Source organism: Enterobacter sp. CP102, assembly GCF_025152625.1.
In the GTDB taxonomy this organism is placed as follows: domain Bacteria; phylum Pseudomonadota; class Gammaproteobacteria; order Enterobacterales; family Enterobacteriaceae; genus Enterobacter; species Enterobacter soli.
In genome coordinates this window covers 3,495,661-3,517,067 of record NZ_CP104014.1, presented here as the reverse complement: position 1 = coordinate 3,517,067, position 21,407 = coordinate 3,495,661, and the positions used below count along the sequence as shown (strand labels likewise).

Sequence of the window (21,407 nt, the reverse complement as noted above, 5' to 3'; positions counted from 1 at the left end):
GGCGGCGTTCGCCTTACCCGGCCTACATTTTACTCAGAAATACTTTCCCGAATCGGTTTAACCGGCAGGACTTTTACCTGCTTAATCATATTGTCCTGCACGTCCAGGATATCAATATCGTATTGCTCAATGCGTACCCGCGTGCCTGCCGCCGGGATCTCTTCCAGTGCTTCCAGAATCATTCCGTTCATGGTGCGGGCTTCGTCTTCTGGCAGGTGCCAGTTAAAGGCTTTATTCAGCTCACGGATGTTGGCACTGCCATCAATCAACACTGAGCCATCGTTCTGCGGGGTCACTTCCTCCGCCAGCGATGGCGACATTGAGGTGGTAAAGTCCCCGACAATCTCTTCGAGAATATCCTCTACCGTCACCAGCCCCTGAATATCGCCATATTCATCAACAACCAGCCCGACTTTCTTCTTATTACGCTGGAATTTAACCAGCTGAGTGCTGAGCGGCGTGCCTTCCGGCACGTAGTAAATCTCGTCTGCAGCGCGCAGCAGTATCTCTTTGGTGAACTCTTTTTTCTCGGTCATCAGGCGGTAAGCTTCGCGTACACGCAACATACTGATGGCATCGTCCAGCGAATCGCGGTACAGCACGATACGCCCGTGCGGCGAGTGCGTGAGCTGGCGTACGATCGCTTTCCAGTCGTCGTTAATATCGATACCAACGATTTCGTTGCGCGGCACCATGATGTCGTCAACGCTGACTTTTTCCAGGTCCAGTACCGACAGCAGCATGTCCTGGTTGCGGCGGGAAATTTGCGAGCGGGATTCGTTCACGATGGTGCGCAGCTCATCTTTGCTGAGCGCGCTGCTAATGGTGACGTCAGCTTTGATGCCGACCATGCGCATCAGAATGCGCGTCACCATATTCAGCAACCAGACCAGCGGCATCATCAGGATCAGTAACGGGGCCAGCAGGAAGCTGCTCGGGTAGGCGACTTTCTCCGGGTAAAGCGCGGCGATGGTTTTTGGCAGCACTTCGGCAAACACCAGTACCACAAACGTCAGCACACCGGTGGCAATGGCAACGCCGGCGTTACCGTACAGGCGCATCCCGACGATAGTCCCCAGTGCCGAGGCGAGGATATTGACCAGGTTGTTACCAATGAGGACCAGGCTAATCAGGCGGTCCGGCTTACGCAGCAGCTTTTCTACACGACGTGCGGCGCGGTTACCTTGTTTAGCGCGGTGACGCAGCCGATAGCGGTTCAGCGTCATCATGCCGGTTTCCGAGCCCGAGAAATAGGCAGATATGACCACCATGATGATCAGCGTGACGATCAGCGTGGTGGTAGAGATGTGTTCCAGGGGGAACTCCTTTGTTACTTAGCCAGCAAATTGCTGTATGAAGCGGCTACCGAAATAGGCAAGAGTGAGAATGCCAGCACCCGCAACGTTGAACCAGACCACGCGGCGACCGCGCCAGCCTTCATGATAATGGCCCCATAACAGGACAATATAGACAAACCACGCAATGATGGAGAGGACGGCTTTATCGATATTCTCCACGCTGAACAGGTTTTTCATATAAAACAGGCCAGTACAGAGCGTCAGCGTCAACAGCACAACCCCGACCTGAGTGATGTGGAACATTTTACGTTCGATGACCATCAGCGGCGGCATTTCGTGGTTAAAGGCCAGCTTTTTGTTTTTCAGCTGATAGTCAATCCAGGCCAGCTGCATCGCGTACAGCGCGGCAATAATCAGCGTGGCATACGCGAACAGCGACAAGCCAATATGCACCAGCATTCCCGGCGTGGCTTCCAGATGGGTAATGAACTCGTTCGGCATAAAGGTGGCTAACGCCAGATTGATCAACGCAAAGGCATAGACAATCGGCAGCAGCAGCCAGCCACGGTTTTTGGATGCCACGATGGTCATCACCGTACAGATCATCAGGCTGACCAGCGAGCCGACGTTAAGCACGCTCAGGTTTTGCACGCTGCCGTCACCGGGAATAATGCGCGATTCCAGCGCAAAAGCGTGGCTTATCAGTGCGATGACCGCCGAAAGAATAGCCATACGCCGCCAGCCGCTGTTTTTTTGCAGCAGGCCAGGAATGATCAGCGCGAGGCTGACAGAGTAGGCAACAAGGGCGATCAGTGCGAAAACAGGCATATAGGCGTCGACAGTCGTCTTAATAAGAAAGAGAAGCAGTATAACGTTACGTGACGCGTGCTCCAACCGTTGCATAACAACAAAGCCGCCTTCATGTTATACTCCGGCAAAATTCTGTGTATGTGTCGCTAATGCGACCCAACGTTTCTACCTCAGGCGAGAGACAATGTTTGATAATTTAACCGATCGTTTGTCGCGCACGCTGCGCAACATCAGCGGCCGTGGACGCCTCACCGAAGAAAATATTAAGGAAACGCTGCGCGAAGTGCGTATGGCGCTGCTCGAAGCAGACGTTGCGTTACCTGTCGTGCGTGATTTCATCAACCGCGTTAAAGAAAAAGCGGTTGGCCACGAAGTTAACAAGAGCCTGACCCCGGGTCAGGAGTTCGTCAAAATCGTTCGTACCGAACTGGTTTCGGCGATGGGCGAAGAGAACCAGGTGCTTAACCTGGCGGCTCAGCCACCGGCAGTGGTGCTGATGGCCGGCCTGCAAGGTGCGGGTAAAACCACAAGCGTGGGTAAGCTGGGTAAATTCCTGCGCGAGAAGCACAAGAAAAAAGTGCTGGTGGTTTCTGCGGACGTCTATCGCCCGGCGGCGATCAAACAGCTGGAAACCCTGGCAGAGCAGGTTGGCGTGGATTTCTTCCCGTCTGACGTTGCTCAGAAACCTGTCGACATCGTTAACGCTGCGCTGAAAGAAGCGAAGCTGAAATTCTACGACGTGCTGCTGGTGGATACCGCCGGTCGTCTGCACGTTGACGAAGCGATGATGGACGAAATCAAGCAGGTTCATGCTTCTATCAACCCGGTAGAAACCCTGTTTGTTGTCGATGCCATGACCGGCCAGGATGCGGCGAATACCGCAAAAGCCTTTAACGAAGCACTGCCGTTAACCGGCGTGGTGCTGACCAAAGTGGACGGTGATGCGCGTGGTGGTGCGGCGCTTTCTATTCGCCATATCACCGGTAAGCCAATTAAGTTCCTCGGCGTTGGTGAGAAAACTGAAGCCCTGGAGCCGTTCCACCCGGACCGTATTGCTTCTCGTATTCTCGGCATGGGCGATGTGCTGTCGCTTATCGAAGATATCGAGAGCAAAGTTGACCGCGCGCAGGCCGAGAAGCTGGCCAGCAAGCTGAAAAAAGGCGACGGTTTCGATCTGACCGACTTCCTGGAACAGCTGCGTCAGATGAAAAACATGGGCGGTATGGCGAGCCTGATGGGCAAACTGCCGGGCATGGGCCAGATCCCTGACAACGTTAAAGCGCAGATGGATGACAAAGTGCTGGTGCGTATGGAGGCCATCATCAACTCGATGACCCTCAAAGAGCGCGCTAACCCGGACATCATCAAAGGTTCCCGTAAACGCCGTATCGCAGCCGGTTGTGGGATGCAGGTACAGGACGTTAACCGTCTTCTGAAACAGTTCGACGACATGCAGCGCATGATGAAGAAAATGAAGAAAGGCGGTATGGCGAAGATGATGCGCGGAATGAAAGGGATGATGCCGCCAGGATTCCCTGGCAGATAAATCGTGTTTAATGCTCAGTATCAAGATGCTGATTGCATTTTCCGCAGAAATCAGTAAAATTTTCGGGCTTTTAATATGACACCCGGGCTCCGTTCCTCGATGGGGCCCGGTTGTTTTATTCACACAAGAGGATGTTATGGTAACTATTCGTTTAGCACGTCACGGCGCTAAAAAGCGTCCGTTCTACCAGGTTGTTGTTACTGACAGCCGTAATGCACGCAACGGTCGCTTCATCGAGCGCGTTGGTTTCTTCAACCCACTGGCCGCTGGCGCAGAAGAAGAAACTCGTCTGGATCTGGATCGTATCGCTCACTGGGTTGGCCAGGGCGCTACTGTTTCCGATCGCGTTGCTACGCTGATCAAAGCAGCAAACAAAGCAGCTTAATCTGTCACGGTGGTCATGATGAGCAAGCAACACGCCGCACCAGTACCTGTTGAACCGATCGTATTGGGGAAAATGGGTTCTACTTACGGTATCCGTGGTTGGCTCAGAGTGTTTTCCTCCACCGAAGACGCCGAAAGCATTTTTGATTACCAGCCCTGGTTTATCCAGAAAGGCGGTAAGTGGGAAGAGGTCGAGCTGGAAAGCTGGCGTCACCACAATCAGGACATCGTTATCAAGCTGAAAGGCGTTGACGATCGCGATGCCGCGAATCTGCTGACTAATTGTGAAATTGTCGTTGATTCGTCGCAGTTGCCGAAGCTGGATGATGGCTACTACTGGAAAGACCTTATTGGTTGCCAGGTAGTGACCACTGAAGGTTATGGTCTTGGTAAAGTCATTGATATGATGGAAACCGGATCAAATGACGTTCTCGTCATCAAGGCAAACCTGAAAGATGCGTTTGGCATCAAGGAGCGGTTGGTTCCGTTCCTCGATGGGCAGGTTATCAAGAAAGTCGATCTCGCTACTCATACCATTGAAGTAGATTGGGATCCTGGTTTTTAAATTCTCCTGAAAACGGTAAAAGACGGCGCTATGTGGATTGGCATAATTAGCCTGTTTCCTGAAATGTTCCGCGCGATTACCGACTATGGGGTAACTGGCCGGGCAGTAAAAAATGGCCTGCTGAGCATCGAGAGCTGGAGTCCACGTGATTTCACTCATGACCGGCACCGTACCGTGGACGATCGTCCTTACGGCGGCGGACCGGGGATGCTAATGATGGTGCAACCTTTACGGGATGCCATCTCAGCAGCAAGAGCCGCGGCAGGTGAAGGCGCAAAGGTGATTTATCTGTCACCTCAGGGACGCAAGCTTGATCAAGCGGGCGTGAGCGAACTGGCAACGAATCAAAAGCTGATTCTGGTGTGCGGTCGCTACGAAGGGATAGATGAGCGCGTAATTCAAACCGAGATTGACGAAGAATGGTCTATCGGCGATTACGTACTCAGCGGTGGTGAGTTACCAGCAATGACGCTGATTGACTCAGTTTCCCGGTTCATTCCGGGCGTACTGGGCCATGAAGCATCAGCAACGGAAGATTCCTTTGCGGATGGATTGCTTGACTGCCCACACTATACTCGTCCTGAAGTGTTAGAAGGGATGGAAGTACCGGCAGTATTACTGTCCGGAAACCATGCCGAGATACGTCGCTGGCGTCTGAAGCAGTCGCTGGGCCGAACCTGGCTTAGAAGACCTGAACTTCTGGAAAACCTGGCTCTGACTGAAGAGCAAGCAAAGTTGCTGGCCGAGTTCAAAACTGAACACGCGCACCAGCAGCATGAACATGATGGGATGGCCTGAGGCCCCCAAATATCAGTTTACCCAGGATAAGAGATTAAATTATGAGCAACATTATTAAGCAACTTGAACAAGAGCAGATGAAGCAGGACGTACCTTCCTTCCGTCCGGGTGATACCGTGGAAGTGAAAGTATGGGTTGTTGAAGGTTCCAAAAAACGTCTGCAGGCATTCGAGGGCGTGGTTATCGCTATTCGTAACCGCGGTCTGCACTCTGCATTCACTGTTCGTAAAATTTCCAACGGCGAAGGCGTTGAGCGTGTCTTCCAGACTCACTCTCCGGTAGTTGACAGCATTGCTGTTAAACGTCGTGGTGCTGTACGTAAAGCTAAACTGTACTACCTGCGTGAGCGTACTGGTAAGTCAGCTCGTATTAAAGAGCGTCTGAACTAAGATTCGCTTAAGCGACATCCTGTTAAAAAGGGCTGGCCGAAAGGCTGGCCCTTTTTTTATCTCATCGCATCTCTCGCGTTAACCCTTTCGTCATAAATCATTTACAATGCTTGCCTCTTCCGTGGAGGGTAAGTGGATAACGTACTGTATCAGCATAACTGGAAACGCGCAGCGGCATTGATCGCGCTGTTTGCGATCCTGCTGATCGTGGTGGCGCCGCTTATCTCTGTCTCGCTGCAAAAAGATCCCATGAATGCGATGCCGGGAATGCATCATGACATGAGCATGATGTCGATGGATGAACATCATGGTGATATGCAGCACTCCATGCCTGTCGATCATGCTGAAGCGTGCGGTTACTGCGTACTGTTAGCCCATGTTCCGGGCATGATGCTGGCGCTGATCGTCCTGCTCAGCGTGGTACTGCAAAGACTGCGGGTGAAGCCGCCTCGTCAGGCGGTCAGCCACTGGCACTTTTTCCCCTGGCTTTATCCTGATACCCGTGCGCCGCCGCGCTGGTCTGCTTTTTCCCTTTAAAAAAATTCGATAACTTTTTGCCTTAAAAAGGAAAAGTATGACCACCTGCACTCCGCGCGCGGCATGGGGAAACCTGCTGCGTCGACTCCATTTCTATATTGGGCTGTTTGTCGGCCCGTTTATCTTCTTCGCTGCCCTCACCGGTACGCTGTATGTGGCAACGCCGCAGCTGGAAAATGCGTTATACCGGCACGCGCTTCATACGGATACGGTAGGGGAACCGCAGCCGCTGGCAGAACAAATTGCCGTGGCAGAAAAAACCGTAGGCCCGGAACTGAGGCTACATGCCGTTCGCCCTGGCCTGACTGAAGGTGAAACGACGCGTGTGATGTTCGCCGACCCTTCGCTTGGGCCATCAGAGAATCGGGCGATTTTTATCGATCCTGTAAGCCTTGAAGTGCGTGGCGATCTGACGGTATACGGCACCAGCGGAATTCTGCCGCTTCGTCAGACTATTGATTATCTGCATACCTCGCTGATGCTGGGTGATACCGGGCGGCTTTACAGCGAGCTGGCTGCTTCATGGATGTGGGTTGCCGCACTGGGGGGGATCGCGCTGTGGTTTTATACCCGGCCAAAACGCCGCATCAATAATCGTTTCCAGAACCGTCGGCGCCTGCATGTCACGCTCGGCTGGATCTTGCTGGGCGGGATGTTGCTGTTCTCGGCAACCGGGCTGACCTGGTCACAATGGGCGGGAGGAAATGTCGATAAACTGCGCGCTGAAATGAACTGGCTCACACCGCAGGTTAACACTCAGCTTTCTGGCGCGCCTCAGCAAATGGATGAGCACGCTGAACATCACGGTCATCATGGCGGAATGGTGATGCCTGAGATGGACATGGATCTGACGCAGTTTGACGGTGTGTTACATGTCGCCAGAAAGGCAGGAATCGACGCCAGCAAACTGGAGATCCGCCCGGCCAAAGCAGCCAGCCAGGCCTGGACGGTAACGGAAATCGATCGTAGCTGGCCGACACAGGTAGATAGCGTGTCGGTTGATCCCCACACTATGCAGGTCCTGGACAGAACCCGGTTCGACGATTTCCCGCTGATGGCCAAACTGACGCGCTGGGGTGTGGATTTCCACATGGGGATTTTGTTTGGTCTGGCAAACCAGCTTTTGCTTATCGCTTTTGGCCTGGCGCTCTGCGTGATGATCCTTTGGGGATATCGCCTGTGGTGGATGCGTCGTCCTGCGCGGTCGAACGCAAACCCGGTTCAGACACTCTGTCAGAGCTGGCTGGCGTTATCGCTTCCGGGAAGGTTAGTCACTGTGGTTTTGAGTGTGCTACTGGGGTTAGCGCTTCCGGTGATGGGAGGCAGTCTGGTGCTGTTTGTTTTGTTTGACTGGCTGCGCTGGCGAGCGGCCATAAATGTGTCGCTCGCCGAATCATCCGTTAAATAACGTCTATGGCGTGCTGATGACCACTGCAACGCGGCGGTTTTCAGCACGCCCTTTCGATGTGCTGTTGCTGGCTACCGGGTATTTTTTACCTAATCCCTGAGTAGTGAGGTTGCTGCGTGGGATGCTGGCGCCTTTTGCCCAGGTGTCGGCAACGACATTGGCACGTTTTAACGATAGCGCTTCGTTATAGCTATCTTCGCCGTAGTTGTCGGTGTGCCCGTCCATGCGCGCATGAGTTAAGCCGGTCGCCGCCAGACGTGTTGCCATGGTCTGGATCTGTTTTTCGCTCTCAGGACGCAGCTGCGCTTCATTTTTGCCGAACAGAATGGTGTCAGAAAGTCCCAGTGACCAGTCGCCATTAAGTTCGTTAAAGCCGTATGACTTCATGGCGGCGATTTGCTCTGCGGTGAATTTTCCTTGTGGCGGGGTCTGACAACCAGTCAGAACTATTGATGCCAGTAGGACCGGCGCGAGGTATCGCTTTAACATATCGTATTCCTTTCTAGGATATTGTTTTTGAACGCTGGTTTTTAACCAGGTACATATTGCGGTCGGCTTGCTCCAGTAATGCTTCCACCGAATCATTTTCCCACGCCAGAGCAAAGCCAATGCTGAGTGACATCGATGCTGTGTGCCCGTTATGCAGATCGAACGGGCGGATAAACTGCTGCGACAGCGCAGCACAAATATGCTGGACATCGGGTTCTGAATGTACGCCATACAGGATTATGGCAAACTCATCACCGCCAAGACGGTACGACTGATGGCGGTTTTCGCCGAACTCCACCATTCTGCTGGCGACCTCAATAAGCACGCAGTCGCCTGCGGCATGTCCCCATGTATCATTGATAAATTTAAAGTTATCGCCATCCAGGAAAAGCAGGGCAGAGTTCATTTTTGCGGAAGAGTCATTCATTAACGCCGCAATACTGTTGCGAAATGCAGCGCGGTTAGCCAGGCCGGTTAACGGGTCGTGCATCGCGGTACGCAGTAACTGTGCATTCTTGGCCTGGAGCTTCAGTTGCCACTCTTCCATCTCGTCCAGCAGGCTGTTGAAGTCCTCGCCAAAACGGTGGAACTCCTCGATCCTGCCTTCTTTGACCCGGCGTGAGAAATTTCGGTTGGTGCGCACGTCATGGACGACATCGGTAATGTTTTGCATCGCCGTGACCATGCCCTGGTGCAGGGAGCGGGTAATGGTTAATGCCACCAGAGAGGCGAAAAGAATGCAGCCGGTGAGAACAGCAAACGACATCCAGATAAAGTGGCTGATAAGGCTGTCGCGTGCTGTAAGGCGAATCTCACCAATCTTATTGCCATTATGCATAATCGGCTGCGCAACGGGGGTCGGGAACAACCAGCGACTGACCAGCGCACCCAGCGTATCGGTATTATCTTCAGGGGTCCATGACCACCAGGCAAAACGTTTTTCATGGATATTGAGGACTTCTGCTTCCGCAAATTGTCCCTGTTTGCCCAGGGTGGCGAGCGTTTCATTCGCGGCCAGGGAGTCGTTGAAAACCAGCGAGGCTTCAAGGCTGTGGCTCATGGTTGCGCCGGTTAATTCGAGATTTTTTTGCGCATATTGTTTTAACGTCACCACGGAGGCAAAACAAAGCAACAGCCATATAAACGTCATTGTTATTATGACGCTTATCATGCTGATACGCCTCAACGTTCTTTTAAACGTAGGGCGTGGAGGTGAAGTGAAATCCTTATTCATGCTTCGAATTCCGTGCAAGCATTAATACATCCGGACTGACTCTTACACCACTACGAGACAGTGCATCCAGATTTACGGAAAACCTAACCCGGTCGTCTTCTAAAATGAGACAAAATGCGCTTCCAATAACACATTCCGGATTCTGTTCTGAGATTAATAGCAACGCTCGGCCCTGATACTGACTTATTAAATCAAGTTGTTGGGCAGGGGATTCGTTCCCGAAATATATAGCGTCGCACATGGCAGCCAGTGCTTCCTGATCGTTACGCACGATAGCAGGAGTGTAGGGTAACTCACTATGCCCATCTTCGCGGCTGAGTGCCTGCGCGTAGCGCGATGTGGCGTAAATACAGAGTTTCGGCTGGCCGGAAAGCGCTGGCCATCGGGTATAACTCACAATACCCGAAACAATTGAACGCACCGATTTATCGGTTTCTGTTTGCGTTCCGGCAACCGTTGCACCCGCAGTAAGAGACAGCATCAATGCCAGAGTCAGTCGGTACAAAGAGATCAAGAATGAAATTCTCACCAGAAACCGCCATACCGCTCTGGAAATAGATGTCCTTAAGAGTTGTCGGCAGAATACCATTGTTTGTCAAAGCCGTCATTATGTCAGAAATGCAACTACGTTGACTTAGGTTAAATCTCACAGTTACATTTATTCCGGTGGTAAAAGATAAAAATCAATTAAGCCTGCTGGCCTTCATGCTTTCATCCATCCCTTGTTGCCAGGCATCGTGAAGTTTTGCTGCATTTTCTACGGTATCGCAACTGGCTGGAAATGATTTTCCTGCTAAACCCCATGCGTGAATAAATCCTTCTTCACAAACTTTCTTCTGACCATCCGCATAACCGCGGAGATATTCACTACGATCAACTTTCGGATCGTTAAAATTATCGGCCAGCGTCTGATTATCTTTAACCGGCACGCCGTTCATGGCGTCCTCTTTTCCCGCACCAAACCAGTCAGGGCTTGTCCAGTCGGGCTGGAAGGTGTAGGGATTGATCTGGCAGCCTGATAAAGACAGGGCCAGTAGCGCTAACGCGATTGAACGCATAGACATTCTCCTTTTTTCTTCAGCATAGCCTGGCGGAAGATAAGTGGGATGTAATTTTAAGTTTACGTTTTTATCGGCTGATTTTTGCAATAAAACGGCTTCTGTAAAGTAATGTGTACGTATTTTGGATTGAAATCTTTACTTGTTGTGGTATCGTTGTCTCACCTCTTAGAGGAAAACAACTATCGCAAACGAGCTTTACAGGATCGCAATCATGCAAAAAGACGCGCTGAACAACGTACATATCACTGACGAACAGATTTTAATTACCCCGGATCAACTGAAAGCGGAATTCCCGCTGAGCATTGCGCAAGAGGAGCAAATTGAGCACTCGCGCCAGACCATTTCCGACATCATCGCCGGGCGCGATCCGCGTCTGCTGGTGGTATGTGGTCCATGCTCCATTCACGATCCTGAAACCGCCATTGAATATGCCCGTCGATTTAAAACATTAGCGGAGGAGGTCAGCGATAGCCTCTATCTGGTGATGCGCGTCTATTTTGAAAAGCCACGTACCACTGTTGGCTGGAAAGGGTTGATTAACGATCCGCACATGGATGGCTCGTTTGATGTGGAAGCAGGCCTGAAGATTGCGCGTCGCCTGCTGGTTGAGCTGGTCAGCATGGGGCTGCCTCTGGCAACCGAAGCACTGGATCCGAATAGCCCGCAATACCTGGGTGACCTGTTTAGCTGGTCTGCTATCGGTGCGCGTACCACTGAGTCGCAAACCCACCGCGAAATGGCGTCTGGTCTGTCTATGCCTGTTGGTTTCAAAAACGGGACTGACGGCAGCCTGGCAACCGCGATTAACGCAATGCGTGCTGCCGCAATGCCGCACCGCTTTGTGGGTATCAACCAGGCGGGGCAAGTTTGCCTGCTGCAAACGCAGGGTAACCCGGATGGCCATGTGATCCTGCGCGGTGGTAAAGCGCCAAACTACAGCCCGGCAGATGTCGCCCAGTGTGAAAAAGAGATGGAACAGGCGGGACTGCGTCCGGCTCTGATGGTAGATTGCAGCCATGGTAACTCGAACAAAGATTACCGTCGTCAGCCTGCGGTTGCTGAATCCGTTGTCGCGCAAATCAAAGATGGCAATCGTTCTATTATTGGCCTGATGATTGAAAGCAACATTCATGAAGGCAATCAGTCATCTGAACAACCGCGTAGCGCAATGAAACACGGGGTGTCCGTAACCGATGCCTGCATCAGCTGGGAAACCACAGATGCACTGCTGCGTGAGATCCACAAAGATTTGAACGGCCAGCTGGCGACGCGTCTGGCATAAGAGGGTAGTTATGGTTGCTGAATTGACCGCATTACGCGATCAAATTGATGAAGTGGATAAGGCGTTGCTGGACCTGCTGGCGCGCCGTATGTCTCTGGTCGCCGAGGTGGGCGAGGTTAAGAGTAAATATGGCCTGCCTATCTATGTACCAGAGCGTGAAGCTTCTATGCTTGCGTCCCGCCGTAAAGAGGCGCAGGCGCTGGGGGTTTCTCCGGACCTGATTGAAGATGTACTGCGTCGCGTGATGCGTGAGTCCTATTCCAGCGAGAACGACAAAGGCTTCAAAACCCTTTGTCCATTGCTGCGTCCGGTGGTGATTGTGGGCGGTGCGGGCCAGATGGGACGTCTGTTTGAAAAAATGCTGACGCTTTCTGGCTATCAGGTGCGCATTCTGGAAAAAGAGGACTGGGCTCGCGCGCCGGAACTGATGAAAGATGCGGGCATGGTGATCGTTAGCGTGCCGATTCATGTAACGGAACAGATTATCGAGAAACTTCCTTCGCTGCCGGAGGATTGCATTCTGGTGGATCTGGCGTCGGTGAAAAATGGTCCGTTGCAGGCGATGCTGGCTGCACACACTGGCCCGGTACTGGGTCTGCATCCGATGTTTGGCCCGGATAGCGGTAGCCTTGCAAAGCAGGTGGTGGTCTATTGTGATGGCCGTCAGCCGGAAGCTTATCAGTGGTTCCTGGAACAGATTCAGGTATGGGGTGCGCGTTTGCACCGCATTAGCGCGGTTGAACACGATCAGAACATGGCGTTCATCCAGGCGCTGCGCCACTTTGCAACCTTTGCTTATGGCCTGCATCTGGCGGAAGAAAACGTGCAGCTTGAGCAGTTGCTGGCGCTCTCTTCTCCAATCTATCGCCTTGAGCTGGCCATGGTTGGGCGTCTGTTTGCGCAGGATCCGCAGCTGTATGCTGACATTATTATGTCGTCAGAGAACAACCTGGCGCTGATTAAACGCTACTACCAGCGCTTTGGCGAGGCCATCACCTTGCTGGAGCATGGCGATAAACAAGCATTTATCGACAGTTTCCGTAAGGTTGAACACTGGTTCGGCGATTATGCGCAGCGCTTCCAGAGCGAAAGCCGCACCCTGTTGCGCCAGGCAAATGACAGTCGCCAGTAATGTGATGATGTATATACTAAAAGCCAGCTATGCTGGCTTTTTTCTTTTGGGGAAATGACATGATGGAACCGCAGCTGTTATTGAACTATACCGGGCACTTACCGGAATGCCCGACGTGGAGCGAAGATGAGAATGCGCTCTACTGGGCTGATATTCTGGAAGGGGAGATCCATCGTTACCACCTGCCAACGGCTGAGCACACTGTCCTGTCATTTCATGAGGAGGTGGGGTGTTTTGCTCTGCGGGAGCGCGGCGGTTTTATTGTCGCAATGCGAACTGCCATCTGGTTGACGGATAAGCACGGGCTGCTTCAGCGCAAGGTGTGCGACAATCCCTCAAACCCGCAGCTGGCGCGGTTTAATGATGGTGGCACCGATCATCGCGGGCGCTTCTATGCGGGAACGTTCTGGGGACCTGGGGACTATAACGGCGCAATGCTGATGCGTATCGACAACGACCTGACCCCTAAAGTGCTTCAGTGCGATATCCACGGGCATAACGGCCTGGCATTCAGTCATGACCAGCAGTGGATGTTTACCTCTGACACGCCGAACGGCGTTATCTATCGCACACCGCTGGATGAACAGGGTGAGCCTGGCAAACGAGATGTTTTCCGGCGGTTTAAGGAAGGCGAGGGGATACCTGACGGTGCCGCGATGGACGTGGAAGGCTGTTACTGGAGCGCGCTGTTTGATGGCTGGCGCATCGCCAGATTTTCACCCAAGGGTGAACAGCTTGAGGAATACCGGCTTCCGGTTCGTTGCCCTACGATGGTCTGCTTCGGCGGTGATGACATGAAAACATTGTTTATCACGACTACCCGGGAAAATATGGACGGGGCTGAGACAGCGCAATATCCGCTTTCCGGGGCCATCTTCACCCTGCCCGTCAGTGTGGCAGGGATGAAGAAAAGCCGCTTTATCGAACGTTAAGCCGGGTCGACCGGAACCACGTTTTCACTCGGATAGCAGCCAAGCACTTTCATTGAGCGGGTGATGTCACCCAGCTCACGCAGGGCTTTCTGCATGGATGCAGATTCCAGATTGGCCTGAACATCAAGATAGAACATCTCTTCCCACGGATTGCCGTGGATCGGACGCGATTCCAGCTTGGTCATGATCAGATTGTGATTACGCAGCACCAGCAGGGCTTCAACCAGCGCACCTGCCTGCTGGCCGGTGGCCATCAACAGCGTGGTTTTTGCCGGGACCTGATCGGACACATTAATGGCTTTGCGCGCCAGTACCACAAAGCGCGTGATGTTTTGCGTCTGGTTGGCGAGGTTACGTTCCAGAACCTGCAATCCGTACAGCGCGCCACCCGCTTCGCTGCCCAGTGCGGCAACGGTCGGGGAATTTGCCTGCGCGACTTTTTCCATCGCCGCAGAGGTACTTTCGGTGTACTCAATTTTCCAGTTCGGATAGCGGTTCAGGAACTGGCTGCATTGCTGGAACGGCTGCGGATGGCTGTACACCGTGTCGATTTTGCTCAGGTCAGTAGAGCCTGAAACCAGAACACAGTGGTCAATTGGAATGGTCAGCTCGCCAACCAGCGACAGGCTGGTGTGTTGCAGCAGGTCGTAGACATCATTGATGGCGCCGGAGCTGGTATTTTCAATCGGGACTACGGCGTAATCGGCCTGGCCGGTTTCAACCTGATTGAAAATGTCGGCAAACTTTGCGCATCCACTTTCAATAAACTCTTCGAAATGGCGGGCTGCATACTGACGTGCCGCCAGGTGCGAATACGAACCTTTCGGGCCCAGAAACGCGATACGGGCAGAGTGCGGATTGGTTTTGTTCAGGTGCTGCTGTAACAGCGCTTGTTGGGTCAGAACGGAATCTTCGATGATAAGCTGGAACAGACGGGTAATGTAGTGGGCATCCAGGTGGTGCGCTTTTCCAAGCTGAATCAGGCGCTCCAGCAGATCACGCTCACGGTCGATATCACGCACGGGGCGGTGGGAGTCCAGCTTGGCTTTGCCCACTTCGACAGCGAGTAAGCGGCGTTCTGCCAGCAGTGCCAGTAATTTTTCATCCAGCGCGCTGATTTTTACTCGCAGATCCAGTAACGGGTTTTCCGGTGTCATAGTGTTGCCTGTCTCATTTTATCGTTATCAATAAAAAAGGCCCCCCGGTTTGGGAGGCCTTGTTGTTCGTCTTCGCATTCTTTATCACACGACGAAACGCCTCCCATTCAGGGGAAGGTAAAAAAGAATGCGAAGAAAAACGGCGTTAGTTTCATTGAGTCATCCTGTGATTGATACCGTTAAAGTACCTGCACTGTTTTCACCCTGTCAATAAAAAACGCGCCCGAAGGCGCGTTGGCGGTACACTCAATTTAAAGGATTACTCTTCTTCAACTTCTTCCGCGAGGCTGGCGTCTTTCACCGATGTTGTGGCGCGACGGGCTTCGCCTTTGTGTTGCACTTTATTGAGCTGCCGTTCCAGCTTGTTGATCAAATCGTTAATTGCGGTGTACATATCCTCGTGTTTAGCGCTGGCGACCAGATGGCCGTTTGGAGTATTGATAGTTGCGTCAGCGATGAAACCCTGTGGCTCCTTGGACAGGATGATATGTGGATTAATCAAATGAGTTTGCCATTTATCCAGTTTGGCGAGACGGTCTGCGACGTGCTGGCGAATTGCCGGAGTAATTTCCATTTGTTTACTGGTAATGTTCATTGTCATAAATTTTACCTCTTGTCTTTCCGTCTTGGTGATTCCAGCATACCTGTCCTAATGTCAAAATGTGTGATTTAGATCACGTTATTTTGTCGGTTTTTGTCAGGGAATCTTTTTTGTGAGGCAGGACAGGAAGAGGCGATTTTTACCTTGTCGAACTCAGAAATTGAGGCCATAGTTGATAGGATGTGTTGAAGCTAAACCGCTTCAGCTTATGACAGAAACGAATAAAAAAACGGCAGCCACTGGGCTGCCGTTTTGCTTTAAGCGGAAAGTCAGGTATTGCTGCTGTTTGCGGCGATGATTTTCGCAACTTTTTCAGCCTGCGCGTTCATCTGCATCTGACGGTATGCGTTTTCCATCAGCTTCAGGCCGTCACGCGTGGCTTGCGTATCAGGGTAATCGCGCAGCATTCCTTCTACACGGTTAACCACGGCAACCCATGCGCCACGGCGGGTGTAGTATTCAGCAACGGAGTATTCATACTTAGCCAGACGATCTTTCAGGAATACCAGACGCTTAGTGGCATCGGTAATATACTGGCTGTTTGGATAACCGCGTACCAGCCTGGAGAAGTCGTTAAAGGCGTCACGCGCATGTTGAGGATCGCGGTCGGAACGATCAACACCAAAGAAACCTTGCAGAGCACTGTCATCCAGAGCCATGTTGGTCAGTCCGCGCATATACATGACATAATCGATGTTAGGATGAGTCGGATTCAGACGCATGAAGCGATCGATAGTCGCCTGAGCCAGCGGCAGATCGGCATTTTTATAGTAAGCGTAGATGAGATCTAACTGTACCTGCTGCGAATACGGACCAAATGGATAGCGATTATCCAGCGCTTCCAGTTGCGTTATCGCCTGTTTCCAGTTACCGTCCTGCAACTTTTGTTGTGCAGTCGCATAGATTTCATTCGGCGGATTGTCAGGGACCTGTTCATTTGAACCGGAGCAGCCCACCAAAGCCAGGCTCAACGTGGCCGCTGCCACCAGATATTTCATGCGCGTCATGACGTTTTGACTTTCCTCAAATGTTTGTCCGGGAGAAACTCTGTTCCTGCTCCCGATTAAGACCAGCTACAATAGCACACTATATTAAACGGCAAAGCCGTAAAACCCAACGTTAAACGAAGAAGCAGTTTATGGCACAACGAGTAGAACTCACCGCAACAGTCTCCGAAAATCAGCTCGGTCAACGCTTAGATCAGGCTTTGGCCGAATTGTTCCCTGATTATTCGCGTTCACGCATAAAAGAATGGATCCTTGACCAGCGCGTGATGGTAAACGGCAAAGTCTGGGACAAACCAAAAGAGAAAGTGTTAGGTGGGGAAGCTGTCGCCATCAATGCTGAAATCGAAGAAGAAGTGCGTTTTGAACCGCAGGATATCCCGCTGGAGATCGTCTACGAAGATGATGACATTCTGGTTATCAACAAACCGCGCGATCTGGTTGTTCATCCAGGTGCCGGTAATCCTGATGGTACAGTATTAAACGCGCTCCTCCATTATTACCCGCCAATTGCTGACGTACCGCGCGCAGGTATCGTTCACCGTCTGGATAAAGACACCACGGGGCTGATGGTGGTGGCGAAAACTATTCCTGCCCAGACACGTCTGGTGGAATCGTTGCAGCTGCGTGAAATTACCCGTGAATATGAAGCGGTCGCGATTGGTCATATGACCTCGGGCGGCACGGTAGAAGAACCAATCAGCCGCCACCCAACCAAACGTACGCATATGTCGGTGCACCCAATGGGGAAACCGGCGGTAACGCACTACCGCATTATGGAACATTTCCGTATCCATACGCGCCTGCGTCTGCGCCTTGAAACGGGTCGTACGCACCAGATCCGTGTCCATATGGCACACATCACTCATCCGCTGGTGGGTGACCAGGTTTACGGTGGCCGTCCGCGTCCGCCGAAAGGTGCATCTGATGAGTTCATCAGCGTCCTGCGTAAGTTTGACCGCCAGGCACTGCACGCAACAATGCTGCGTCTTTACCATCCGATCACCGGCATCCAGATGGAATGGCACGCGCCTATCCCACAGGATATGGTGGAGCTTATCGAAGCATTACGCGCTGATTTTGAAGAGCATAAGGACCAGGTGGACTGGTTATGACCAAACTGATTGTCCCGGAGTGGCCACTGCCTGAGGGCGTGGCCGCCTGTAGTTCGACCCGCGTCGGCGGGGTAAGCCAGGGTGCGTGGGAGTCATTAAATCTCGGCGCGCATTGCGGTGATGTTCTTGAACATGTTGAGGAAAACCGCAAGCGGATGTTTGCGGCCGGAAACTTACCGTCAAAACCCGTCTGGCTCGAACAGGTGCACGGCAAGGACGTACTGAAACTGACGGGTGAACCCTATGTTTCTAAACGTGCCGATGCTTCTTACAGTAATACTCCCGGGACAGTGTGTGCCGTTATGACCGCCGATTGCCTGCCGGTTCTCTTCTGTAACCAGGCTGGAACCGAAGTCGCGGCCGCGCACGCAGGATGGCGTGGCCTGTGCGAAGGGGTTCTGGAGGAGACAGTCGCCTGTTTCGCCGATAACCCTGCCAACATTATTGCCTGGCTTGGCCCGGCAATTGGCCCTCGCGCCTTTGAAGTCGGGCCTGAGGTACGAGAAGCCTTTATGGATAAAGATCCGCAAGCCGTCACCGCGTTTCAGTCGGTGGGTGAAAAATATCTGGCCGATATTTATCAGCTTGCGCGTCAACGTCTGCATCGCGTGGGAATTACGCAAATCTTCGGTGGCGATCGCTGTACGTTCACCGAAAAGGGTGATTTTTTCTCTTATCGCCGCGACAAGACGACGGGTCGTATGGCAAGTTTTATTTGGCTGATATAACCTAAGGAATCAAGACGATCCGGTACGTGCCGTTTTCTTTTCACATAATTCAGGTCATTAACCTTGAATAATTGAGGGATGACCTCATTTAATCTCCAGTAGCAAATTTGACCTGTTATGGGAGGAGTTATGCGTCTGGATCGTCTTACTAATAAATTCCAGCTTGCACTCGCCGATGCCCAGTCCCTCGCACTGGGGCACGACAACCAATTCATCGAACCTCTTCATCTAATGAGCGCCTTGCTGAATCAGGAAGGGGGTTCGGTACGTCCATTATTAACGTCCGCCGGTATTAATGCTGGCCAGTTACGCACGGCCATCGATCAGGAATTGAGCCGTTTGCCGCAGGTGGAAGGAACGGGCGGTGATGTTCAGCCGTCCCAGGAGCTGGTGCGTGTACTGAATCTTTGCGACAAGCTGGCGCAAAAACGTGGCGACAACTTTATATCGTCGGAACTGTTTGTTCTGGCGGTGCTTGAATCACGCGGTACTTTGACCGACCTGCTTAAAACTGCCGGAGCAACAACCGCCAACGTGACTCAGGCGATTGAAAAAATGCGCGGAGGTGAAAGCGTGAACGATCAGGGAGCCGAAGACCAACGTCAGGCTTTGAAAAAATTCACCGTCGATCTGACCGAGCGTGCCGAGCAGGGCAAGCTTGACCCGGTGATTGGCCGTGATGAAGAAATTCGCCGTACCATCCAGGTACTGCAACGCCGTACCAAAAACAACCCTGTGCTGATTGGTGAGCCGGGTGTCGGTAAAACCGCCATTGTTGAAGGGCTGGCGCAACGTATTGTAAATGGAGAAGTACCGGAAGGCCTGAAAGGTCGCCGTGTGCTGGCTCTGGATATGGGCGCGCTGGTGGCCGGGGCGAAATACCGCGGTGAATTCGAAGAACGTCTGAAAGGCGTGCTTAACGACCTGGCAAAACAGGAAGGCAACGTCATTCTGTTTATTGACGAGCTGCACACGATGGTCGGTGCCGGTAAAGCGGATGGCGCAATGGATGCCGGGAACATGCTGAAACCTGCGCTGGCGCGTGGTGAACTTCACTGCGTCGGTGCGACAACGCTTGATGAGTATCGTCAGTATATTGAAAAAGATGCTGCCCTTGAGCGTCGTTTCCAGAAAGTGTTCGTGGCTGAGCCCACGGTCGAAGACACCATTGCGATTTTGCGTGGCCTGAAAGAGCGTTATGAGTTGCACCACCATGTGCAGATCACCGACCCGGCCATTGTTGCAGCGGCGACGCTTTCGCACCGTTATATCTCCGATCGCCAGCTGCCGGATAAAGCAATCGACCTTATTGATGAAGCTGCGTCGAGTATTCGTATGCAGATTGACTCGAAACCAGAAGAGCTGGACAGACTCGATCGTCGAATCATTCAACTCAAGCTGGAACAGCAGGCGCTGAAGAAAGAGTCTGATGAAGCCAGTAAGAAACGCCTGGATATGCTTAACGAGGAACTGGACGACAAAGAGCGCCAGTATTCTGAGTTAGAAGAAGAGTGGAAAGCGGAGAAAGCATCGCTTTCGGGGACTCAGACGATTAAGGCAGAACTGGAGCAGGCAAAAATCGCCATTGAACAGGCTCGCCGGGTAGGTGACCTGGGGCGGATGTCTGAACTTCAGTACGGTAAAATTCCGGAGCTGGAAAAACAGCTGGAAGCTGCAACGCAGGCAGAAGGCAAAACCATGCGTCTGCTGCGTAACAAAGTGACCGATGCGGAAATTGCTGAAGTGCTGGCGCGCTGGACGGGTATCCCGGTCGCTCGCATGATGGAAAGTGAACGTGAAAAACTGCTGCGGATGGAGCAGGACTTGCACCACCGGGTGATTGGCCAGGATGAAGCCGTTGAGGCGGTATCGAATGCCATTCGCCGTAGCCGCGCGGGCTTGTCTGATCCAAATCGTCCGATTGGTTCATTCCTGTTCCTTGGCCCAACGGGTGTGGGTAAAACAGAGCTCTGCAAAGCGCTGGCTAACTTTATGTTTGATAGCGATGACGCGATGATCCGTATCGATATGTCTGAGTTTATGGAAAAACACTCGGTTTCACGTCTGGTGGGTGCGCCTCCGGGATACGTTGGCTATGAAGAAGGTGGCTATCTGACTGAAGCGGTACGTCGTCGTCCTTACTCCGTCATTCTTCTGGATGAAGTGGAGAAAGCGCACCCGGATGTGTTCAACATTCTGTTGCAGGTTCTGGATGATGGACGACTCACCGATGGGCAGGGGAGAACCGTCGATTTCCGCAATACCGTGGTGATCATGACGTCGAACCTGGGTTCTGATTTGATTCAGGAACGTTTTGGTGAACTGGACTACGGTCATATGAAGGATCTGGTACTGGGGGTTGTGAGCCACAGCTTCCGCCCTGAGTTCATTAACCGTATCGATGAAGTCGTGGTATTCCACCCGTTGGGTGAAAAACACATTGCTTCTATTGCGCAGATCCAGCTCCAGCGTCTTTATAAACGTCTGGAAGAGCGTGGATATGAAATCCACATCTCTGATGACGCGCTGAAACTGCTTAGTGAGAATGGCTACGATCCTGTTTATGGTGCACGTCCTCTGAAACGTGCTATCCAGCAGCAGATCGAAAACCCACTGGCCCAGCAAATCCTTTCCGGAGAGCTGATTCCAGGGAAAGTGATTCGTCTGGAAGTGAATGACGATCGAATTGTGGCAGTGCAGTAAGTCACAAAACATCAAAAACGGGCCGCTCGCGGCTCGTTTTTGTTTAAAAACCAGGCGAAAATGAACGTCTGGGGTGTATTTTGCCTGGAAAGTGAGCGGTCAGTAAATAATTTTCACTTTGCACTTGCAGCTTCAGAATAACTCCCTATAATGCGCCTCCACTGACACGGAACAACGGCAAGCAAGCCGCCGGGTCAGCAGGGTTCTCCGGCGAAAGCCGCTGAAGAATCCCGG

23 protein-coding genes and 1 other annotated feature are annotated in these 21,407 nt (G+C 52.3%); of the genes, 13 read left to right on the top strand and 10 right to left on the bottom strand.

Going from position 1 to position 21,407, the window contains the following annotated elements; genetic code table 11:
• Window positions 1–29: 29 nt before the first annotated feature.
• Both N1249_RS16535 and N1249_RS16530 read right to left on the bottom strand, forming a co-directional pair.
• Window positions 30–1,316, bottom strand: coding sequence for an HlyC/CorC family transporter (locus tag N1249_RS16535; protein WP_259838163.1), 1,287 nt, complete (start codon window positions 1,314–1,316; stop codon window positions 30–32).
• Between the two features lie 18 nt (window positions 1,317–1,334).
• Window positions 1,335–2,126 carry an inner membrane protein YpjD gene (locus N1249_RS16530; protein WP_003863130.1) on the bottom strand — a complete coding sequence of 264 codons (792 nt, stop codon included), beginning with the start codon at window positions 2,124–2,126 and terminating at the stop codon, window positions 1,335–1,337.
• Window positions 2,127–2,292: 166 nt separating this feature from the next.
• Between N1249_RS16530 and ffh the strand changes: the two genes are divergently transcribed.
• The 7 genes from ffh to N1249_RS16495 all read left to right on the top strand — a co-directional run bounded on the left by ffh (window position 2,293) and on the right by N1249_RS16495 (window position 7,735).
• A complete protein-coding gene (ffh, locus tag N1249_RS16525; RefSeq protein ID WP_014071410.1) occupies window positions 2,293–3,654 on the top strand; it encodes a signal recognition particle protein in 1,362 nt (453 codons plus the stop codon).
• Window positions 3,655–3,790: 136 nt separating this feature from the next.
• Window positions 3,791–4,039 (top strand): 30S ribosomal protein S16, encoded by a 249-nt coding sequence (gene rpsP / locus N1249_RS16520; RefSeq protein WP_003863133.1) that lies wholly within the window; start codon window positions 3,791–3,793, stop codon window positions 4,037–4,039.
• Between the two features lie 18 nt (window positions 4,040–4,057).
• Window positions 4,058–4,603, top strand: a complete 546-nt coding sequence (gene rimM / locus N1249_RS16515) for a ribosome maturation factor RimM (protein ID WP_259838162.1) — start codon at window positions 4,058–4,060, stop codon at window positions 4,601–4,603.
• A gap of 30 nt (window positions 4,604–4,633) precedes the next feature.
• On the top strand, window positions 4,634–5,401 hold the full coding sequence (gene trmD, locus N1249_RS16510) for a tRNA (guanosine(37)-N1)-methyltransferase TrmD (protein ID WP_259831207.1): 768 nt from the start codon (window positions 4,634–4,636) through the stop codon (window positions 5,399–5,401).
• Between the two features lie 41 nt (window positions 5,402–5,442).
• On the top strand, window positions 5,443–5,790 hold the full coding sequence (gene rplS / locus N1249_RS16505; RefSeq protein WP_002914145.1) for a 50S ribosomal protein L19: 348 nt from the start codon (window positions 5,443–5,445) through the stop codon (window positions 5,788–5,790).
• 132 nt (window positions 5,791–5,922) lie between these two features.
• The gene (locus tag N1249_RS16500; RefSeq protein WP_259831205.1) at window positions 5,923–6,327 is read left to right on the top strand and encodes a DUF2946 domain-containing protein; all 405 of its coding nucleotides are present in this window, start codon (window positions 5,923–5,925) and stop codon (window positions 6,325–6,327) included.
• A gap of 37 nt (window positions 6,328–6,364) precedes the next feature.
• Entirely contained in the window at window positions 6,365–7,735 is a 1,371-nt protein-coding gene (locus N1249_RS16495; protein ID WP_259831204.1) for a PepSY domain-containing protein, read from the top strand.
• 3 nt (window positions 7,736–7,738) lie between these two features.
• Here the strand turns inward: N1249_RS16495 and N1249_RS16490 are convergent, their stop codons facing one another.
• From N1249_RS16490 to N1249_RS16475, 4 genes are all read right to left on the bottom strand, one after another.
• Window positions 7,739–8,224: an OmpA family protein gene (locus N1249_RS16490; RefSeq protein ID WP_259831202.1), complete on the bottom strand. Its 486-nt coding sequence runs from the start codon at window positions 8,222–8,224 to the stop codon at window positions 7,739–7,741.
• Between the two features lie 13 nt (window positions 8,225–8,237).
• Window positions 8,238–9,458 carry a diguanylate cyclase DgcN gene (gene dgcN / locus N1249_RS16485; RefSeq protein ID WP_259831200.1) on the bottom strand — a complete coding sequence of 407 codons (1,221 nt, stop codon included), beginning with the start codon at window positions 9,456–9,458 and terminating at the stop codon, window positions 8,238–8,240.
• A complete protein-coding gene (locus N1249_RS16480) occupies window positions 9,451–9,987 on the bottom strand; it encodes a YfiR family protein (protein WP_259831198.1) in 537 nt (178 codons plus the stop codon). Before N1249_RS16480 ends, dgcN begins: the two co-directional genes overlap by 8 nt.
• Before the next feature lie 154 nt (window positions 9,988–10,141).
• On the bottom strand, window positions 10,142–10,516 hold the full coding sequence (locus N1249_RS16475; RefSeq protein ID WP_259831196.1) for a DUF2799 domain-containing protein: 375 nt from the start codon (window positions 10,514–10,516) through the stop codon (window positions 10,142–10,144).
• 214 nt (window positions 10,517–10,730) lie between these two features.
• On the opposite strand from N1249_RS16475, the gene aroF reads away from it, so the two are divergent.
• The 3 genes from aroF to N1249_RS16460 are packed head-to-tail and all read left to right on the top strand — an operon-like array spanning window position 10,731 to window position 13,865.
• Window positions 10,731–11,801: a 3-deoxy-7-phosphoheptulonate synthase AroF gene (gene aroF, locus N1249_RS16470; protein ID WP_014071401.1), complete on the top strand. Its 1,071-nt coding sequence runs from the start codon at window positions 10,731–10,733 to the stop codon at window positions 11,799–11,801.
• 10 nt (window positions 11,802–11,811) lie between these two features.
• Complete coding sequence (gene tyrA / locus N1249_RS16465; protein WP_259831194.1) at window positions 11,812–12,933, top strand: bifunctional chorismate mutase/prephenate dehydrogenase; 1,122 nt, start codon at window positions 11,812–11,814, stop codon at window positions 12,931–12,933.
• Window positions 12,934–12,992: 59 nt separating this feature from the next.
• On the top strand, window positions 12,993–13,865 hold the full coding sequence (locus tag N1249_RS16460) for an SMP-30/gluconolactonase/LRE family protein (protein ID WP_259831192.1): 873 nt from the start codon (window positions 12,993–12,995) through the stop codon (window positions 13,863–13,865).
• Here the strand turns inward: N1249_RS16460 and pheA are convergent.
• The 4 genes from pheA to bamD form a co-directional block, all read right to left on the bottom strand.
• Window positions 13,862–15,022 (bottom strand): bifunctional chorismate mutase/prephenate dehydratase, encoded by a 1,161-nt coding sequence (gene pheA, locus N1249_RS16455; RefSeq protein WP_259831190.1) that lies wholly within the window; start codon window positions 15,020–15,022, stop codon window positions 13,862–13,864. The two genes, N1249_RS16460 and pheA, sit on opposite strands and share 4 nt — an antisense overlap.
• Before the next feature lie 30 nt (window positions 15,023–15,052).
• Window positions 15,053–15,178 (bottom strand) — a sequence feature (Phe leader region).
• Window positions 15,130–15,177, bottom strand: a complete 48-nt coding sequence (pheL, locus tag N1249_RS16450) for a pheA operon leader peptide PheL (RefSeq protein WP_100249759.1) — start codon at window positions 15,175–15,177, stop codon at window positions 15,130–15,132. Its footprint overlaps the feature before it by 48 nt.
• Before the next feature lie 103 nt (window positions 15,179–15,281).
• Window positions 15,282–15,623 carry a ribosome-associated translation inhibitor RaiA gene (gene raiA, locus N1249_RS16445; RefSeq protein ID WP_014071397.1) on the bottom strand — a complete coding sequence of 114 codons (342 nt, stop codon included), beginning with the start codon at window positions 15,621–15,623 and terminating at the stop codon, window positions 15,282–15,284.
• Between the two features lie 269 nt (window positions 15,624–15,892).
• Entirely contained in the window at window positions 15,893–16,630 is a 738-nt protein-coding gene (bamD, locus tag N1249_RS16440; RefSeq protein ID WP_259831181.1) for an outer membrane protein assembly factor BamD, read from the bottom strand.
• A gap of 131 nt (window positions 16,631–16,761) precedes the next feature.
• On the opposite strand from bamD, the gene rluD reads away from it, so the two are divergent.
• The 3 genes from rluD to clpB all read left to right on the top strand — a co-directional run bounded on the left by rluD (window position 16,762) and on the right by clpB (window position 21,173).
• Window positions 16,762–17,742: a 23S rRNA pseudouridine(1911/1915/1917) synthase RluD gene (gene rluD / locus N1249_RS16435; protein WP_259831179.1), complete on the top strand. Its 981-nt coding sequence runs from the start codon at window positions 16,762–16,764 to the stop codon at window positions 17,740–17,742.
• Complete coding sequence (gene yfiH, locus N1249_RS16430) at window positions 17,739–18,470, top strand: purine nucleoside phosphorylase YfiH (protein WP_259831177.1); 732 nt, start codon at window positions 17,739–17,741, stop codon at window positions 18,468–18,470. The genes rluD and yfiH overlap by 4 nt, the downstream gene beginning before the upstream one ends.
• Before the next feature lie 129 nt (window positions 18,471–18,599).
• Window positions 18,600–21,173: an ATP-dependent chaperone ClpB gene (clpB, locus tag N1249_RS16425; protein ID WP_259831164.1), complete on the top strand. Its 2,574-nt coding sequence runs from the start codon at window positions 18,600–18,602 to the stop codon at window positions 21,171–21,173.
• The last annotated feature ends 234 nt before the right edge of the window (window positions 21,174–21,407 follow it).

What these genes read in the sequence shown, in the direction of transcription:
- bamD (WP_259831181.1), bottom strand. Translation starts at nt 16,630, where the DNA reads ATGACGCGCATGAAATATCTGGTGGCAGCGGCCACGTTGAGCCTGGCT.
- clpB (WP_259831164.1), top strand. Translation starts at nt 18,600, where the DNA reads ATGCGTCTGGATCGTCTTACTAATAAATTCCAGCTTGCACTCGCCGAT.
- trmD (WP_259831207.1), top strand. Translation starts at nt 4,634, where the DNA reads ATGTGGATTGGCATAATTAGCCTGTTTCCTGAAATGTTCCGCGCGATT.
- N1249_RS16460 (WP_259831192.1), top strand. Translation starts at nt 12,993, where the DNA reads ATGATGGAACCGCAGCTGTTATTGAACTATACCGGGCACTTACCGGAA.
- aroF (WP_014071401.1), top strand. Translation starts at nt 10,731, where the DNA reads ATGCAAAAAGACGCGCTGAACAACGTACATATCACTGACGAACAGATT.
- rpsP (WP_003863133.1), top strand. Translation starts at nt 3,791, where the DNA reads ATGGTAACTATTCGTTTAGCACGTCACGGCGCTAAAAAGCGTCCGTTC.
- N1249_RS16495 (WP_259831204.1), top strand. Translation starts at nt 6,365, where the DNA reads ATGACCACCTGCACTCCGCGCGCGGCATGGGGAAACCTGCTGCGTCGA.
- rluD (WP_259831179.1), top strand. Translation starts at nt 16,762, where the DNA reads ATGGCACAACGAGTAGAACTCACCGCAACAGTCTCCGAAAATCAGCTC.
- rimM (WP_259838162.1), top strand. Translation starts at nt 4,058, where the DNA reads ATGAGCAAGCAACACGCCGCACCAGTACCTGTTGAACCGATCGTATTG.
- rplS (WP_002914145.1), top strand. Translation starts at nt 5,443, where the DNA reads ATGAGCAACATTATTAAGCAACTTGAACAAGAGCAGATGAAGCAGGAC.
- raiA (WP_014071397.1), bottom strand. Translation starts at nt 15,623, where the DNA reads ATGACAATGAACATTACCAGTAAACAAATGGAAATTACTCCGGCAATT.
- dgcN (WP_259831200.1), bottom strand. Translation starts at nt 9,458, where the DNA reads ATGAATAAGGATTTCACTTCACCTCCACGCCCTACGTTTAAAAGAACG.
- yfiH (WP_259831177.1), top strand. Translation starts at nt 17,739, where the DNA reads ATGACCAAACTGATTGTCCCGGAGTGGCCACTGCCTGAGGGCGTGGCC.
- tyrA (WP_259831194.1), top strand. Translation starts at nt 11,812, where the DNA reads ATGGTTGCTGAATTGACCGCATTACGCGATCAAATTGATGAAGTGGAT.
- N1249_RS16530 (WP_003863130.1), bottom strand. Translation starts at nt 2,126, where the DNA reads ATGCCTGTTTTCGCACTGATCGCCCTTGTTGCCTACTCTGTCAGCCTC.
- N1249_RS16475 (WP_259831196.1), bottom strand. Translation starts at nt 10,516, where the DNA reads ATGCGTTCAATCGCGTTAGCGCTACTGGCCCTGTCTTTATCAGGCTGC.
- ffh (WP_014071410.1), top strand. Translation starts at nt 2,293, where the DNA reads ATGTTTGATAATTTAACCGATCGTTTGTCGCGCACGCTGCGCAACATC.
- pheA (WP_259831190.1), bottom strand. Translation starts at nt 15,022, where the DNA reads ATGACACCGGAAAACCCGTTACTGGATCTGCGAGTAAAAATCAGCGCG.
- N1249_RS16490 (WP_259831202.1), bottom strand. Translation starts at nt 8,224, where the DNA reads ATGTTAAAGCGATACCTCGCGCCGGTCCTACTGGCATCAATAGTTCTG.